The organism is Nonomuraea sp. NPDC004354, assembly GCF_053602555.1.
This window is the reverse complement of the sequence record NZ_JBSGDV010000018.1, coordinates 128,911-144,904: the sequence shown is the minus strand read 5'-3', so window position 1 is coordinate 144,904 and position 15,994 is coordinate 128,911. Positions and strand designations below refer to the sequence as shown.

Below are 15,994 nucleotides of genomic sequence, written 5' to 3'. Positions count from 1 at the left end.
GGGCTACTTCCTCCTGGGCGGGTAGTCGGTGACGGGGGTGAAGGCGACGGGCAGGCTGGCCAGGCCGCGGAACATCGAGCTGCGCTGGTAGACGAACTGCTCCTCGGGGATCGTCACGCGCAGGTCGTCCAGCCAGATGAGGCGCTCCAGGGCGGCGGCGATCTCCAGCCGGCCCAGGATGGCGCCCAGGCAGTAGCGCATGCCCGCACCGAAAGACATCGGCTGCACGCCGGTGCGGGTGATGTCGAAGCGGTCGGGGTCGGGGAACTCCGCGGGGTCGCGGTTGGCGGCGCCCATGAGGGCCACGACGAAGTCGCCGGCGGGCAGCGTGACGCCGCCGAGCTCGACGTCCTCGGTGAGCCTGCGGCTGTTGGACTGCACGGCCGAGTCGTAGCGCAGGCACTCGCTGACCGCGTCGGCCATGCGGTCCGGGTCCTGCCTGAGCAGCCGGATCTGCTCGGGATGGTGGATGAAGGCCAGGATGCTGTTGGAGATCTGGTTGGTCACCGTGTCGTGCCCGGCGAAGACCACCGAGATGATCGTGCTGATGATGGCGCTCAGCGTGAGCGGCCGGTCGCCGCCGCCCCTGCCCTCCTCCAGGGCCTCCAGCATGACGCCGATGAGGTCCTCGCCGGCCCGGTCGGGCCGTTCGGCGATCAGCTGGGCCAGGTAGTCGCTGAACTGGCCCATGGCGATGTGGCCGATCCTGATCTCCTCCTCGGTCGGGACGAGATCCAGGGTCGGGGCGATGTCCAGCGACCAGACGCGCACCTTCTCGTGGCCTTCCTCAGGCACGCCGAGCAGCTCGCAGATGAAGATCAGCGCGAGCGGCGCGGCGAAGTCCTTCACCAGGTCCATCTCGCCGCGCCGGACCAGCGGCTCGAGCAGCTCGTCGACCACGCGGCGGATCTGCGGCTCCATCGCCCGCATGCGCTTGGGCTTGAAGGCCGGGCTGATGAGGGAGCGCAGGAACCCGTGCTGCGGGTCGTCCTCGAAGAAGATCGTGTCCCGCATGACCTCCTTGAGCGCGCCGGGGCCGACCATCTCCTCCCAGTGGTCGCGGACGTTGGCGCAGGCGAAGCGCTTGTCGCTCATGGCCGTGCGCACGTCCTCGTAGCGGGTGACGTACCAGGTGCCGTCCTTGCCGCGGTGGACCGGGTCGTGGCGGAGCAGCCAGTGGTAGAAGGGATAGGGGTCGCGCTGGTAGGTGGGGTCGAGGCAGTCCAGGCCGGTGGCGGGAACGGGGGAGTCGGTGTCGGTCAGCTGTGTCGTCATCGGTTGTCTCCGGGTCAGCCGCGGACGGCTTCGACGGCCCAGGCGGGCAGCCGCCCCCGTCCGCGATCGTCGGTGTCGAGGTTGAGCCCGGCGGACCGGAAGAATCCGGTGGCCGTCGCGGTGACCAGGAAGGTGTCCACGCGCAGCGCGGTGATGGTCCAGCCCGCGCCGCCCAGGGTGGTGCGGAAGTCCTGCTCGGAGATCGTGAAGACGCCCGGGACCTCGACGGTCACCGCGTCGGAGAAGCAGACGACCAACAGCTTGGCGCCGGGCCTGGCGGCGCGGTGGAGCTCGGCGGCGTAGCGGTCGCGCTGCTCGGCGTCGAGGCAGTCGAAGACGCCGCTGTCGATGATCGTGTCGAAGCGGCAGTCGTAACCGCGCAGGTCGGTGACGTCGGCGACGGCGTACTCCACCTCGGCGCCGCGGTCGCGCGAGCGCTGCCGTGCCCACTCGATCGCGGTGGGCGCGATGTCCACGCCCGTCACCCGGTATCCGCGGGCGGCGAGGAAGATCGCGTTGTCGCCCGCGCCGCATCCGACGTCGAGCACGTCGCCGCTGACCTGCCCCCTGCCCTCGAACTCGACGACCACCGGTTGTGGTTCCCCGATGTCCCACGGGACCGTGTCGAATTCCATCCCCGGCACCGGAGACGCACCCCGGTAGAGGGTTTCGAAATCGGCGGCTACTGTCTCCGACATGACGACTCTCCTCCAGAAATGCCCTTTTTGCTCCTTTCTATAGGAAAGGGAAGGACGTGAGCTGGGGGCGTTTCTTGCTGCTGACAGATTCTTTTCGATCTCCGCCAGATTCCGTATGTGGCGGGATACGTTGTCACCATGGCTGAAAAAGCGGTACCTGAGCGTTTGTCGTGGGCGGTGGAGACGCTGGAGCTCGCGCCTTCGGATCGTGTGCTGGAGATCGGATGCGGCCGCGGCGTCGCCGCCGCGCTCGTCCTCGACCGGCTCAAGGAGGGCACCTTCGCCGCCATCGACCGGTCGCGGGTGGCGATCGAGGCGGCCAGGCAGCGCAACGACGTGAGCGTCGCGGCGGGCAGGGCGAGCTTCGAGGTCATGGGACTCGAGGAGGCCGCGTTCGACGACGGCTCCTTCGACAAGATCTTCTCGGTCAACGTCAACCTGTTCTGGACGCGCTCCCCGGCCAGGGAGCTGACCGCGCTGCGCCGCTGGCTGGCTCCCGGCGGCAGCCTGCACCTGTGCTGGGAGCCGCCCGGCGCGGGACGCGCCAGGGAGATCGTCGACAAGGTGGTCCCCGCCGTCGAGGCGCACGGGTTCGCGGCCACCCCCGTGACCGACGTCACCTCCACCTCGGCCGCCCTGGTGTGCATCGTGGCCCGCCCGCGCGACTGAGTGGTCCGAAGGTTGTACGGCGGGCTGCCTCTTTCGGTCCCGCGGTCCGACCTTCGGTCCGGATGCGTTGAAGGAGCCCGTTCGCCGCGTAGCGTCGCGGACATGGCCGATCCCGGTCGAACCTCTGGAGGGGATGGCTGTGAAGGTGAACGGATCCACGAGCGGGCTCCCCGTCCTGGAGCAGGCGAGCTACCACCACTCCCTGCACGGGGAGAGCGCCGGCTTCCTGCGGGTGGCCGTCCATGTCGACAACGACCTGGTCAGGCACGGCCTCAACGTCATGCTCGGCGCGCTCGCCCCGGTACGGCACGTCCGGCTGTGCGCGCTCCGCGCCGAGGTGCTGGAGCTGGCCCGCCAGCGGGCGTTCGACCTGCTCATCCTCGGCCTCGGCGGGCTCAACGGGGCAGAGGTGTGCATGCTGGCCGCCGAGGTGTGCCGGCACGACGTCAAGGTGCTGGTGCTGATCGCCGGGGTGGACGAGGACGGCCTCGACCTGGCCACCGCGGTGCCCTGCAACGGCTTCCTCGTCCAGGACGAGCTGACCGCCCAGGCGCTGGACGCCGCCATCTCCGGCGTGGTGGCAGGCGACGTGCCGATGCCGTCGTTCCTGGCCAACCGGCTGCTGAGCCGGGCCAGGGCGGACTTCCGCCAGTCGCAGTCGCGTATCAACACCCTGACCCCGCGCGAGCGTGAGGTGCTCGACCTGTTGGTCGAGGGGCTCGGCAACAAACAGATCGCGCTGCGCCTGCATATCTCACAGCACGGCGTCAAACGCCTGGTGTCCAATGTTCTGGCGAAACTCAACTGCTCGAACCGGACCCTCGCGGTGGCCATCGCCTTGCGGAGCGCATACGGCGCCTAGTCGAAATTCGTGTTTTTCCATCACGTCCCCGCCTTGATGTGCGGGGGCGTGATTTTCGCTGTTCGGCGGCTTTTGGGCTAGCCGGATGGCTACCCCTAGGGGGGTGCCCATCTAGGTCTTCAGATAAGGCGTCGTCCGTGCTGATATGAGGAAAATGGTGATGATTTATATAGAAAAATGAGAAAGGGGACAGGCGATGCGCCAAATCAGAGTGAAAAAGCCTAGAAGGGCACCCGCGGTACTCGAAACTCTTGATCTTCGCACTCCTTCCGGCCGGGTCCTGTCCTACTAGATCCAGTGAGGTAGACCATGACCGCGACACTGCTACGTCGCGCGCTCGCCCTCGATCCCGCGCGGCTCACCCTGGCCCGGCTGGGCTTCCCCCAGGCCGCCCCCGGCGTGCGTGACCGGCTCGACGAGGTGGTCCGCAGCTTCGTGCGCGGCTACAACGACGGCCTCACCCAGTCCTCCGGCCCGCTCGACCTGTCCGGCGTCACGCCCGAGTTCCGTGGGTTCGCCTACGAGGGCGCGGCCATGAGCAGGTGCCTGCTCGACGTCCTGAGCCTGTCAGGCGGACGGCGGCTGCGCGACCTCCGCGAGGATCGGGGCGCGGGCTACATCCATCTCATCACCGTCGGCGCGGGATGGGCCTACGCCCGGCTGCGGCTGCCGGTCTGGCGGCTGGCCCGCCCCTGGCATCCCCTGCTGGGCTGGCTGGCCTGGGACGGCTGGGGCTTCCACCAGGCGTTCTTCCGGCCCGAGGCGGTCTTCGGCCGGCAGTGGATCGAGCGCGCGGCCCGCGGCCCGGTCAGAGCGATCAGGGACCAGGGCGTGGGCCGCGCGCTGTGGTTCTACGGAGCCGCCGAGCCCGAGCGCGTCGCGGCGACGATCGAGCGGTTCGCCCCCGAGCGCCGGGGCGATCTGTGGGCCGGGATCGGGCTGGCCGCCACCTACACCGGCGCGCTGGCGGCCGACGGCGTGGACGACCTGGCCGCTCTGGCCGCGAGCCACCGCGCGGACCTCGCCCAGGGCGCCGCCTTCGCGGCCAAGGCGCACCACCTGTCCGGCATCGAGCCCGCGGGCACGGCGATCGCCGTGGAGAGATTGACCGGCGCGGATCTGGCCACCGCGGCTGCGTGGACCGACCGCGCCTTCGAGCAGGTGGTCAGCCTGCCCAGCTCCACCACCGCCTACGAGGCGTGGCGTGCGCGGATCCGCCACGCCTGGGCGGAGGCCCACCAGGCGAAGGAGACGACATGATCGAAAGACTGCGGACGGGTGCGGCCGCCTTCTGCTCGGTGGTGCTGATCACCGGCGGGGTCTTCGCCGCGCAGGCTCCGTCCATCTCCGCCGCGGAGGAGGACCGGCTCGCCGGCCGCTTCGCCTTCCGGCAGACGGCGCTGAACACGACCGACACCCGGCGAACGGTCCGGGCGGTGGCGCCCGCCTACAAGCGGATCAGCCACTGGATCTCCTCCGTCGGCGCCGGTCTGGCCATGGACGACGTGGACGGCAACGGGCGCCCGGACGACGTGTGCCTGGTGGACACCCGGGACGACTCGGTGACGATCCGCCCGGTGCCCGGCACGGGCGACCGCTATCCGGTCGTCACGCTCACGCCCGGCAGCCTGCCGTACACCTCCACGATGGCGCCGACGGGCTGCGTGACCGGCGACTTCGACCAGAACGGCAGCACCGACGCGATGGTCTACTACTGGGGCCGCTCGCCGGTGCTGTTCCTGCGCACCGGGAGCACGTTGGCCTTCACCGCGCAGGAGCTGGTCAAGCCGTACCAGGTGTGGAACAGCAACGCGGCCTCGCTCGCCGACGTCGACGGCGACGGCAGGACCGACATCGTGATCGGCAACTACTTCCCCGACGGCGCGCGGGTGCTCGATCCGGCCGCCCGGCAGGACGAGCTGCACATGCAGACCTCCATGTCGTCCTCGGTCAACGGCGGGGTCAACCGCATCCTGCTGAACGCGGGCAAGCCGGGCGAGGCGCGGTTCTCCGACGTGCCCGGCGTGCTGGACGCGGCCGTGGCCAGGAGCTGGACGCTGGCCATCGGCGCGCAGGACCTGAACGGCGACGGCCTGCCCGAGCTCTACTTCGCCAACGACTTCGGCGCCGACCACCTGCTGCGCAACCTGTCGACGCCGGGCCGGCCCCGCTTCGAGGTCCAGGGCGGCATCAGGCACCTGACGACGCCCAAGTCCAAGGTCCTGGGGCGCGACTCCTTCAAGGGCATGGGCGTCGCCTTCACCCACCTCAACGACGACGGCGCGCCCGACATGGTGGTGAGCAACATCACCGAGGAGTTCGCCCTCCAGGAGAGCAACTTCGCCTGGGTCAGCACCCGGCGCGAGGTGCTGGGCGCGGGCGGCACGGCCCACTACGACGACCTCAGCGAACCGCTCGGGCTGTCGAGGTCGGGCTGGGGCTGGGACATCAAGGCCGGCGACTTCGGCGGGGACGGCGACGTGCAGGTGCTCCAGGCCACCGGGTTCGTCGCCGGTGAGGACAACCGGTGGGCGAACCTGCAGGAGCTGGCGATGGCCAACGACGTTGTGGTGAGCAATCCCACCATCTGGCCACAGGTAATCCCGGGCGATGATATTTCGGGATCTGATCCCAATCCCTTCTTCGCGCGAGACCGGGACGGCCGCTTCCACGACATCGCCGCCCGGCTCGGCGTGGCGGACCCCGGCGTCTCCAGGGGAATCGCCCTGGCCGACGTGGACCACGACGGCAAGCTGGACTTCGCCGTGGCCAACCAGTGGCGCGCCTCCTACGTCTACCGCAACACCAGGCCCACCGACCTGCCGTACCTGGGCCTGACCCTGAAGCGGCCCGCGGGCTGCGGCTCGTCGACCGCCACGACCCCGGCCGTCGGCGCGAGCGTGACGCTGCGCTCGGGCGCGGCGGGCATCTCCGCCGGTCAGCTCTACCCGGCCAACGGCCACGGTGGAGTCTCCGCCGCCGAGCTGCTGTTCGCGCTGGCCGACCCGAAGGCCCCGGTCCCGGTCACCGTGACCTGGCGTGACGGGTGCGGCACCCGCCACACCACCGACGCCACCCTGAAGCCGGGCTGGCACGAACTGGTTCTCCGTCCGGAGGTATGACCATGAAACGCGACCCCAGGACGGCGGCCCTGCGCCGGTTCGCCCTGTCCATCACGGTCTTCAACATCGTCGGCCATCTCCTTCTCGGCTTCGAGCAGGCGTACGTCACCCCGATCGCCACCATCCTGCTGGCCTACGTGCTGGAGCTCGGACTCGAGACGATCGACGCGCGGGCCAGGCGGCGGCCGGCGAAGTACCTGGGCGGCTGGGTCAAGCTCATGGACTTCCTGCTGCCGGCGCACATCAGCGCCCTGGCCTGCGCGATGCTGATGTACGCCAACGAGCGGCTGGAACCGGTGCTGCTCGCGGTGGTGATCGCCATCACCTCCAAGTACCTCTTCCGCGTCATGGTGATCGACCGCACCGGCAGGCGGAGCGTCCGGCACGTGCTCAACCCGTCCAACTTCGGGATCGTCGTCGTGCTGCTGGCCTTCCCCTGGGTCAGCATCGCGCCGCCGTACCACTTCACCGAGTTCGTCTCGGGCCCGGTCGACTGGATCATCCCGCTGGCCATCCTGTCCGCGGGCACCATGCTCAACGCCAAGCTCACCGGGAAGATCCCCCTCATCCTCGGCTGGGTCGGCGGCTTCGCGGCGCAGGCGCTCATCAGGACCGCCGTGGACGGCACCTCGACGTGGAGCGCCCTGCTGGTGATGAGCGGGACGGCGTTCATCCTCTACACCAACTACATGATCACCGACCCGGGGACCACGCCGGTGGCCCGCTGGCGGCAGGTCGCGTTCGGGGCGGGGACGGCCGCGGTCTACGGCCTGCTGGTCTCCTTCCACATCGTGTTCGGCCTGTTCTTCGCGCTGACCATCGTGAGCGCCATCCGGGGCGTCGCGCTCGCGCTCGTCTCGATCTCGCGGCGCAGGAGCGCGCCCGCCGGCGAGCCGGTCCTGGTGCCGGAACCCGCCGTCGCCCGCTGAGGAGCTGATCATGAGTTCTGCGATCGCCATCGTGGGGACGGGCTGCCGATACCCTGACGCCCGCGACCCCGGGCAGCTGTGGGAGCTGGTCCTGTCGCGCCGCCGGGCCTTCCGGCCGATCCCCACGGTCCGGCTGGGCTCGGGCTACCGCAGCTCCGATCCCAGCGACCCCGACCGCACCTATGTCGGGTACGCCGCGGTGCTGGAGGGCTGGGAGTTCGACCGGTCCCGCTTCCGGATCCCCGGCCCGGTGTACCGGGCCACGGATCCGGCGCACTGGCTGGCCCTCGAGGTCGCCGCGGACACGCTGGCCGACGCCGGGTACGGCGGGGCCGAAGGGCTGGACCGGCGACGCGTGGGCGTGGTGGTGGGCAACACCATGGCCGGGGAGTTCAGCCGGGCGGCGGCCCTGCGGCTGCGCTGGCCGTACGTGGAAGGCGTGATGCGCGAGGTGCTCGCGGCCGAGGACCCCGCGCGCCTGCGTGGCCTGCTGGCGCGGGCCGAGCAGATCTTCAAGGCGCCCTTCGCCGAGCCGTCCGACGAGACCCTCGCCGGCGGGCTGGCCAACACCATCGCCGGCCGCATCTGTAACTACTTCGACCTGGGCGGCGGCGGCTACACGGTGGACGGGGCCTGCTCGTCGTCGCTGCTGGCGGTCATCACGGCCTGTACGGCGCTGCGCGAAGGGGAGGTCGACTTCGCCCTGGCGGGCGGTGTCGACCTCAGCCTCGACCCCTTCGAGCTGGTCGGGTTCGCCAGGACCGGCGCGCTGGCGAACGGAGCCATGCGCGTCTACGACGCCCGGCCCACGGGGTTCTGGCCCGGCGAGGGCTGCGGGATGGTCGCGCTGATGCGGTTGGACGACGCTCTGGCCGCGGGCCGCGCCCCGGTCGCGGTCATCAGCGGCTGGGGCGTCTCATCGGACGGTCAGGGCGGCATCACCCGGCCCGAACGGGGCGGGCAGCTGCTGGCGATCGAGCGGGCCTACCGGCGCGCCGGGTGGGGGCCCGAGACCGTCTCACTGTTCGAGGGACACGGAACCGGCACCGCTGTCGGCGACAGCGTGGAGCTGGCCGCCCTCATGGAAGCCCAGCGCGGCGGCCGCGAGCTACCGCCCGCCGCGTTGGGCTCCATCAAGGCCAACATCGGCCACACCAAGGCGGCCGCCGGGGTGGCGGGGCTGTTGAAGGCGGCCACCGCGCTGCAGCGCCAGGTCATCCCCCCGACCACCGGCTGCGAGGAGCCGCACGAGCTGCTGCGTGCGGCCGGTGCCCCGCTCCGCGTCGTCGCCGGGGCCGAGCCCTGGCCCGACGCGCCCCTGCGGGCGGCGGTGAGCGCCATGGGGTTCGGCGGCATCAACGCCCACGTGGTGCTCGAAGCCGCCATGCGGCCGGTGGGTCGTCCCCTTACCGCGCCCGAGCGCAGCACGGCCGGGCGTCCGCGCGGACACGAGGCGTTCGTCTTCGCCGCCGACACCGTCGAGGAGCTGGCGGCGACGCTGGCGAGGACCGCCGAGGTGGCCGCCGCGATGTCCTTCGCCGACCACGTCGACCTCGCGGCGAGCCTGGCGGTCTCGACGGGCCGGCGCCGGTACCGGGCCGGCATCGTGGCGCGGGATCCGGCACAGCTGGGCAGGCGCGCGGGGCAGGCGGCCGCGATGCTGGCCGGGGCAGGCGAGGCCAGGTTGCTCACCGCTCCGGGGATCTTCGTCTCCGGCATCGCCGAGGGCCGGGTGGGCCTGCTGTTCACGGGACAGGGCGCGCCGGTGCCCACCGGTCCCGGCGCTCTTTCCTCCGTGCTGCCCGAGGTCCGCTTCGGCACCGGGGAACGCGGCGACGGGCCCGTGGACACCTCGGTCGCCCAGCCCCAGATCTTCTCGGCGTCCATGGCCGGCCTGCGCTGGCTGGACCGCCTGGGGGTGACCGCCGTCGCCGCGGCCGGGCACAGCCTCGGCGAGATCACCGCCCTGTGCTGGGCCGGCGCCTTCTCCGAGCCGGACGCCCTGGACCTGGTCACCTTCCGCGGCCGGGTGATGAGCGAGGAGGGCGAGGCGGGGACGGGCATGGCCGCCGTCCACGCCCCGGCCGAGACCGTGGCCCGCCTGATCGACGACACCGAGCTGGTGATCTCGGCGGACAACGGCGCCTCCCAGGTCGTCGGCGGCCCGGTCGGCGAGCTCGAACGGGTGCTGGCGAGGGCGCGCGAGGCCGGCCTGCAGTGCACCAGGCTCCAGGTGAGCCACGCCTTCCACACCAGGGCCATGCTCGCGGCGGAGTGGCCCCTGTCCAGCCACCTGGCCGAGATGGAGATGGCGCCCATCTCCCGGCCCGTCTACTCCACGATCCTGGGCGCCAAGGCGACGCCCGCGACGGACCTGCGACGGGCGCTGGCGGCGCAGGTCACCGGTCCGGTGCTGTTCCGCCAGGCCGTCGAGCTGCTCTCGCGCGACTGCGACCTGCTCGTGGAGGTGGGGCCGGGCAGGGGGCTGGCGACCCTGGCCGCAGGCATCACCGACGTGCCCGCCGTCTCCCTGGACGTGGGGGCGGCCTCGGCCGAGGGACTGTGCCAGGTGGCCGCCGCGCTGCATGCCGTCGGCGCCGTGGACGATCTGCGCGCCATGTTCGCCGCGGGCTTCCACCGGCCCTTCGACCTGTGGCGGGACCCGTCCTTCCTGGTCAACCCGTGCGAGCGGACGACAGGGGAGCTCCCGGTCCCCGCCGAGCCCGGCGGGGACGCCGCGGCCGGCGACGTCGACGCGCTGGTGCGCGATCTGGTCGCCGCGGCGCTCGAGCTGCCGAGCGAGGCGATCAGCGAGAGCGACCTGCTGATCGGCGACCTCCACCTCAACTCGCTGCGCGTGGCCCAGCTCGTGGTGGACGCGGCCAACGCCTGCGACCGGGCGGTGCCCGAGCTGCCGCCCTCTCTGGCCGACGCCACGGTGGCCGACCTGATGGCCACCGTGCGGGAGCTGCCCTCCGGGGCCAGGGAAGCCGAGCCTGCGGTGCCGCGCGGCCTGTCGCCCTGGCATCGCCTCTTCGTGCCCGAGGCGCATCCCGTGGAGCCGCCCGACGCGCCCGCCGAGCCCCATGCCTGGCAGGTGCACGGTCTCGCGCCGCTGCGTGACGCGGTCGAGCCACGCCTGGTCACGGCGCCGCACGGGCCTCCCGCGGTGCTGGTCTTCCTGCCCGCCGACCCCGGCGATCAGGACATCGCCGTCCTGGTCGACGCCTCCCGTCAGGCCGTGGCCGCCGGAACGCCGCTGGTCGTCATCGACCAGGGCGACACCGCCTCCGGCTTCGCGGGAACGCTCCGCCAGGAGCACCCCGGCCAGATCGTCCGCCTGGTGCGCGCCGACTGCCCCGGCCGCTGTCCGGTGGCCGCCGAGGCGCTGGCCAAGGTGATCGCCGCTCCCGCCGACATGGCCGACGACCTGCTCGTCGACGACGACGCGCGGATCTTCGCCGTCACCCACCGGCCGCTGGAGCCCGCCACCGGCGCGCACATCGGGCTCGGCCCCGACGACGTGGCGCTCGTCACCGGTGGCGGCCGGGGCATCGGCCTGGAGACCGCTCTCGCGCTGGCCTCGCGAGGGGTACGGCTGGCGCTGCTCGGCCGCGGCGACCCCGACCACGACGAGGAGCTGCGCGCCAACCTCGAAAGGCTGCGGGAGGCCGGGGTGGCATTCCACTACATCGCGGCCGACGTCTGCGACGCCGCCGCCGTCCGCCGCGGGGTCGCGCAGGCCACGCGGGCCCTGGGCACCATCACGGCTCTCGTGCACAGCAGCGGCGTCAACCGCCCGGCCAGGTTCACCGACCTGAGCGCCGCCGACTTCGCCGAGCATGCCGCGCCCAAGGTGGGCGGGCTGCGCACGGTCCTGGACGCGCTGGACACCGACCGGTTACGCGTCGTGATCACCTACGGATCGGTGATCGGCAGGTACGGCCTGCACGGCGAGGCCCACTACGCGCTGGCCAACGGCCGCATGCGCGAACTGGTGCGCACCCTGCGGTCCCGCCTGCCCGCCGCCTACGTGTGCAACCTCGACTGGACGGCCTGGTCGGGCGCGGGCATGGGGGAGCGGCTGCACGTCCTGCACGACCTGGAACGGGCCGGTGTCACGCCGCTGCCCGCGGCCCGCGGCGTGCAGTTCCTGCTCCAGGTGCTGGCGACGCGCCCGGAGCCGGCCTCGATCGTGATCTCCGGCAGGCATCCCGCGCTGGACCGCGCCGCGGACACCGCACCGGGAACGGCCCGCTACCTGGAGCACGTGCGGCTGCACGTGCCCGGTGTCGAGCTGGTGGCCGAAGCCGTCCTCACCGCGGAGCTGGACGCGTTCCTGGCCGACCACCGGATCGACGGGCTGCGCGTGCTGCCCGCGGTCTGCGCCATGGAGGCCATGGCGCAGGCGGCGCGGCTGCTGACCGGGCAGGCCGCGACCTGCCTGGAGTTCGGGCGCTTCACCCGCCCGATCGTGGTCCCCGAGGAGGGGGGCCGCACCATCCGCATCTGCGCCCAGGTGCGCGAGGACAAGGGGGTCGACGTCGCGATCCTCAGCGACGAGACCGGCTTCGCCGTCGATCACTTCAGCTGCCGGGTCGCGGGCCCCGCGCAGGAGGCGGCGATCCCCGAGGTTCTGGAGGTACCGGCGCGCCGGTCGCCGGTGCCGCCGCACGAGGCCGCCCGGCTGTACGGCCCGCTGTTCTTCCACGGGCCCGCCTTCCAGCTGCTGCGAGGCTACGAGCATCTGGAGGCCACCGCGTGCACCGCGGTGCTCGCGCCCGGTGGTGCGGCAGGCGACACCGAATTGGGGGACCACGCGCGCAACGACGCCACCATCCATGTGCTCCAGGCGTGCGTTCCGCACCGCCGCCTGCTGCCGGTCGGCTGCGACCGCCTGACGGTCCACCGGCGGGCGGTCGCGGGCGACCACCTGGTGCTCGCCGCGGCCGAGCGGTCCAGGCAGGGCGCCGACTACACCTACGACGTGGTGGTCTCCCAGGCCACGGGAGAGCCGGTCGTCACCTGGGAGGGGCTGCGGCTGCGGGACGTCGGGCCGCTGCCGGCCTTCACCCGCTGGCCGCGGCTGCTCCTGAGGCCCTACCTGACCCGCGCACTCGCCTCCCACCTGCCCGGTGCGGACGTCGAGCTGGACCTCGGCGAGGACCTCACACTCGAGGTCCTGCCGCCGGACTCCGCGATGCTGGCGGGCGCCGAGCTCGCGCGAGCCGTACCGGACGGCGCGGACCCCTGGCCCGGCCTGACCCGCGAGCTGGTACGGCTGGCCGCCGAGCCGGTGGGCCACGTGCTGGCCCGCACGCGCGGCCTCCGGGACTGCCTTGCCAGGGCCGGACGCGACGACGAGGCGCCGCCGGAGATCCAGGGCGTCTACGACCAGGGCTGGGCGGTCCTGCGGTCGGGCGACGACCTGCTGGTCTCCGCCCTGGTGCAGGTCGAGGGGGAGGACGACCCGGTCGCCATCACCGCATTCATGGAAGGAGAACAGTGCGCCCTTACTACGCCTATGAGCACCTCGTGACCTTCGCGGACACGAACCTGGTCGGCAACGTCTACTTCGCCCGGCACCTGGCCTGGCAGGGGGAGTGCAGGGAACGCTTCCTGGCCGAGCACGCTCCGGAGATCCTGGCTCAGCTGGGCGACGACCTCGCGCTGGTCACGCTGGCGTGCTCGTGCGACTACTTCGGCGAGCTGTACGCCTTCGACCGGGTCTCCATCCGCATGACCCTCAGCGGCCTGGAGCAGAACCGCGTCACCATGGGCTTCGCCTACTACCGGGTCAACATCGACCCCGCCCAGCTGGTGGCGCGGGGATCCCAGACGATCGCCTGCATGCTTCGCACGGAGCGGGGGCTGACGCCGGTGGCCGTTCCGGACCGGCTGCGGCGGGCTCTCGAGCGCTATTCGGATCAGCTGGTAGGTGGAGGAGTGCAGTGAACACACAGATCCTGCGATGGCGCGAGGGCACGGCACGGCGCCGGGTCGCGGCCATGCCGTCAGGTACCAAGACCGCGATCAGCATCGTCGGCTGCGGCCAGATGGGCTCGGCGCTGGCGCGGGCGTTGTCCGGCAAGGGCACCCGGCTGTTCCTGACCAGCCGGGTGCGCCGGTCGGCCGCCCAGCTGGCGCGGCAGGTCCAAGGCGCCGTCGCCGGCCCGCTGGAATGGGCGGTGGCCAACGGCGACGTGGTGATCCTGGCCACGCCGGTCGACGCCACGTGCGAGGAGATCGCTCCGCGCATCCAGGGCCTGGTGAACGACAAGGTGCTCATCGACGTGTCCAATCCCGGCCTGGTGGACAACCGGGGCCGGCCCGACATCTCCGCCGCCGAGCGCATCGCGCAGGCCATGCCCGGCGGGTACGTGGTGAAGGCGCTGAACTGCGTGGCCGCCAAGCGGCTCGGCGAGCTGAGCTCCGGCCACGAGCGGTTGACCATTCCCGTGGCGGGTGACGACATGTGGGCCAAGGCCTGCGTGGCCGACCTGGTCCACCGCATCGGCTTCGACACGGCCGACGCCGGAGCGCTGTCGAGCAGCCGCTGGATCGAGGGGCTCAGCTGGCTGCTGTTGCAGATCGAGAACTCGGCCGACGCGGACGAGACCGTGCGGCTGCCCTTGCTGCGGGTCGCGGCCGCCGAGGCGGGCGCCGCTCAGGGAGGAATGTCATGACCGTCACCCAGCAGCCCGTGCGGCCGGCCGCGGTACCCACCCGGCGCGCCCTGGTCGTCGTCCTGAGCGTCGTGGGCGGCGCCGTGCTGAGCATGATCTGGTCGGCGACGTTCGTCGACAAGGTCATCGGCGGCACCGTCGCCACCACCCTCCTGGGAGGCGACCCTCAGGACTTCGCCTTCACCGGCACCGCGGCGGGGATGATCTTCGCCTTCGTCACCGGCGTGGCAGGCACCTTCACCGCGTGCAACGTGGCCGTCTTCGGTGCCCTCGCGCCGATGTTCGGCGAAGGGGAGGGGGTGCGCGGCCGGATGGTCAGCGCGCTGCGCCCGCTCGGCTGGCTCGTCGTGGGCATGGTGGTGGTCTCCGCCACCTACGGCGTGATCGCCGCCCTGGTGGGCGACGGCATGCCGCAGGCCTCGACCGCGCCCTCCGGCCCCGGGCTCTCCCCGCGCTCCGTCCAGTCCATGGTGGCCTTCGGCCTGATCGGGCTGGTGATGATCTATCTCGGGCTGGCCGCGCTGGGCGTGGTCCGCGACCCGCTGCGGCGGATCTCGGCGCGCTTCCCGCACGCCCGTGTCCTGCTCATGGGCGCGCTCATCGGCGGGTTCCTCGTCGGCCGCCCGTACGGGCTGTTCCGGCAGCTCTTCCGGGACACCGCCGCCAGCCACGACCCCTTCTACGGCGCGCTGGCCTTCGTCCTGCAGTCGGCCGGCAACATCCTCCTGGTCGCGGTGCTCTTCCTGGCCCTGGCCGGGTTCGCGGGCGGCCGGCTGCACCGGTGGTTCACCGCCAAGCCGGGCCGGGCGGCCGTGGTCGCCGGGTCGGCGCTCCTCGTGGTCGGCGTGTTCACCCTGCTGTACTGGGACGTCAGGCTGCTGGCCCGCCGCGAGCTCATCTGGTATCCGATGGCGCCCTGGTCCTAGCCGACCGACAGCACCTCGCGCTGGACCCGTTCCACTTCGGGGGACGGGTCCACGCCCAGTTCGCTGTCGAGCACGGCACGCAGGTGCTCGTAGGCCAGCAGCGCCTCGCTGCGCCGTCCGGACCGGTGGAGAGCCGTGATGAGCTGCGCGTGGAACCACTCGTTCAGCGGGTGGGTCGTCACCAGCCCGCGCAACTCGCCCACGAGTTGGCGGTGCAGCCCCAGGTCCAGCTCGGTCTGGATGACCAGCTCGTACGCGTGCAGCCGCTTCTCCTCCAGGAAGACCGCGTGGGCCTGCAGCGCCCGCCCCTGGGCCACGGTGGCCAGGGCGGCGCCGGTCCACAGGTTCAGCGCCTGCCGGAACGTGCGGGCGGCGGTTTCCCTGTCGCCCTCCTCGAGCAGCCGGTGACCTTCGTCGAGACGCCGGTGGAACAGCGTGGCGTCCACGGTGTCCTCCTCGGCGCGCAGCAGGTAGCCGTGCGGCGTGGTGACCAGGCGGGCCCGGCCCAGCAGCGTGCGCAGGCGGTAGACGTAGGTCTGGGCGGTCGTCACCGCGGTCTTGGGAGTGCGCTCCCCCCAGAGCTCGTCCACCAGCGCGTCCAGCGGCACGGCCTGGTTGTTCGCCTGGAGGAGCAGCAGGGAGAGCACCTGGCGCAGGCGCGCCGCCCTGGGCGTGATGTCGAGTCGGTCGCGGCACACCGCGACCGGGCCCAGCACGCGGAACTCGATCATCTGAGCACCGTCCTTCCGCCCCGTGAACGGATCGACGGTACGGCCGGCCCCCGCCGTGGACAAGACCGCTCACCGAAGGTTCGCTTCGCGGTCCGA

General features: G+C 72.0%; 12 protein-coding genes. 9 read left to right on the top strand and 3 right to left on the bottom strand.

Annotated elements, in window-relative coordinates:
- Positions 1 to 3: 3 nt before the first annotated feature.
- Together ACWENQ_RS36275 and ACWENQ_RS36270 are read right to left on the bottom strand one after the other, a co-directional pair.
- Complete coding sequence (locus ACWENQ_RS36275) at positions 4 to 1,275, bottom strand: cytochrome P450 (RefSeq protein ID WP_354915547.1); 1,272 nt, start codon at positions 1,273 to 1,275, stop codon at positions 4 to 6.
- 14 nt (positions 1,276 to 1,289) lie between these two features.
- A complete protein-coding gene (locus ACWENQ_RS36270; protein ID WP_449928629.1) occupies positions 1,290 to 1,910 on the bottom strand; it encodes a class I SAM-dependent methyltransferase in 621 nt (206 codons plus the stop codon).
- Between the two features lie 201 nt (positions 1,911 to 2,111).
- On the opposite strand from ACWENQ_RS36270, the gene ACWENQ_RS36265 reads away from it, so the two are divergent.
- From ACWENQ_RS36265 to ACWENQ_RS36225, 9 genes are all read left to right on the top strand, one after another.
- Positions 2,112 to 2,642, top strand: coding sequence for a class I SAM-dependent methyltransferase (locus ACWENQ_RS36265; RefSeq protein WP_449928631.1), 531 nt, complete (start codon positions 2,112 to 2,114; stop codon positions 2,640 to 2,642).
- 139 nt (positions 2,643 to 2,781) lie between these two features.
- A complete protein-coding gene (locus ACWENQ_RS36260; protein WP_449928633.1) occupies positions 2,782 to 3,504 on the top strand; it encodes a helix-turn-helix transcriptional regulator in 723 nt (240 codons plus the stop codon).
- Positions 3,505 to 3,813: 309 nt separating this feature from the next.
- Positions 3,814 to 4,764: a DUF1702 family protein gene (locus ACWENQ_RS36255; protein WP_354915537.1), complete on the top strand. Its 951-nt coding sequence runs from the start codon at positions 3,814 to 3,816 to the stop codon at positions 4,762 to 4,764.
- Positions 4,761 to 6,626 carry an FG-GAP repeat domain-containing protein gene (locus tag ACWENQ_RS36250; protein WP_452418250.1) on the top strand — a complete coding sequence of 622 codons (1,866 nt, stop codon included), beginning with the start codon at positions 4,761 to 4,763 and terminating at the stop codon, positions 6,624 to 6,626. Before ACWENQ_RS36255 ends, ACWENQ_RS36250 begins: the two co-directional genes overlap by 4 nt.
- A gap of 2 nt (positions 6,627 to 6,628) precedes the next feature.
- Positions 6,629 to 7,555, top strand: a complete 927-nt coding sequence (locus ACWENQ_RS36245) for an enediyne biosynthesis protein UnbU (protein ID WP_452418249.1) — start codon at positions 6,629 to 6,631, stop codon at positions 7,553 to 7,555.
- Between the two features lie 10 nt (positions 7,556 to 7,565).
- Positions 7,566 to 13,094 (top strand): type I polyketide synthase, encoded by a 5,529-nt coding sequence (locus ACWENQ_RS36240; RefSeq protein ID WP_452418247.1) that lies wholly within the window; start codon positions 7,566 to 7,568, stop codon positions 13,092 to 13,094.
- Positions 13,061 to 13,510 carry an acyl-CoA thioesterase gene (locus tag ACWENQ_RS36235; RefSeq protein ID WP_449928641.1) on the top strand — a complete coding sequence of 150 codons (450 nt, stop codon included), beginning with the start codon at positions 13,061 to 13,063 and terminating at the stop codon, positions 13,508 to 13,510. Before ACWENQ_RS36240 ends, ACWENQ_RS36235 begins: the two co-directional genes overlap by 34 nt.
- Positions 13,507 to 14,241 carry an NADPH-dependent F420 reductase gene (locus ACWENQ_RS36230; RefSeq protein ID WP_449928643.1) on the top strand — a complete coding sequence of 245 codons (735 nt, stop codon included), beginning with the start codon at positions 13,507 to 13,509 and terminating at the stop codon, positions 14,239 to 14,241. The genes ACWENQ_RS36235 and ACWENQ_RS36230 overlap by 4 nt, the downstream gene beginning before the upstream one ends.
- Positions 14,238 to 15,167 carry a hypothetical protein gene (locus tag ACWENQ_RS36225; protein WP_449928645.1) on the top strand — a complete coding sequence of 310 codons (930 nt, stop codon included), beginning with the start codon at positions 14,238 to 14,240 and terminating at the stop codon, positions 15,165 to 15,167. The genes ACWENQ_RS36230 and ACWENQ_RS36225 overlap by 4 nt, the downstream gene beginning before the upstream one ends.
- Here the strand turns inward: ACWENQ_RS36225 and ACWENQ_RS36220 are convergent.
- Positions 15,164 to 15,898, bottom strand: coding sequence for an AfsR/SARP family transcriptional regulator (locus ACWENQ_RS36220; RefSeq protein ID WP_449928647.1), 735 nt, complete (start codon positions 15,896 to 15,898; stop codon positions 15,164 to 15,166). The genes ACWENQ_RS36225 and ACWENQ_RS36220 overlap by 4 nt on opposite strands.
- Positions 15,899 to 15,994 lie beyond the last annotated feature (96 nt).

What these genes read in the sequence shown, in the direction of transcription:
- ACWENQ_RS36270 (WP_449928629.1), bottom strand. Translation starts at nt 1,910, where the DNA reads ATGGAATTCGACACGGTCCCGTGGGACATCGGGGAACCACAACCGGTG.
- ACWENQ_RS36245 (WP_452418249.1), top strand. Translation starts at nt 6,629, where the DNA reads ATGAAACGCGACCCCAGGACGGCGGCCCTGCGCCGGTTCGCCCTGTCC.
- ACWENQ_RS36250 (WP_452418250.1), top strand. Translation starts at nt 4,761, where the DNA reads ATGATCGAAAGACTGCGGACGGGTGCGGCCGCCTTCTGCTCGGTGGTG.
- ACWENQ_RS36220 (WP_449928647.1), bottom strand. Translation starts at nt 15,898, where the DNA reads ATGATCGAGTTCCGCGTGCTGGGCCCGGTCGCGGTGTGCCGCGACCGA.
- ACWENQ_RS36225 (WP_449928645.1), top strand. Translation starts at nt 14,238, where the DNA reads ATGACCGTCACCCAGCAGCCCGTGCGGCCGGCCGCGGTACCCACCCGG.
- ACWENQ_RS36265 (WP_449928631.1), top strand. Translation starts at nt 2,112, where the DNA reads ATGGCTGAAAAAGCGGTACCTGAGCGTTTGTCGTGGGCGGTGGAGACG.
- ACWENQ_RS36275 (WP_354915547.1), bottom strand. Translation starts at nt 1,275, where the DNA reads ATGACGACACAGCTGACCGACACCGACTCCCCCGTTCCCGCCACCGGC.
- ACWENQ_RS36255 (WP_354915537.1), top strand. Translation starts at nt 3,814, where the DNA reads ATGACCGCGACACTGCTACGTCGCGCGCTCGCCCTCGATCCCGCGCGG.
- ACWENQ_RS36240 (WP_452418247.1), top strand. Translation starts at nt 7,566, where the DNA reads ATGAGTTCTGCGATCGCCATCGTGGGGACGGGCTGCCGATACCCTGAC.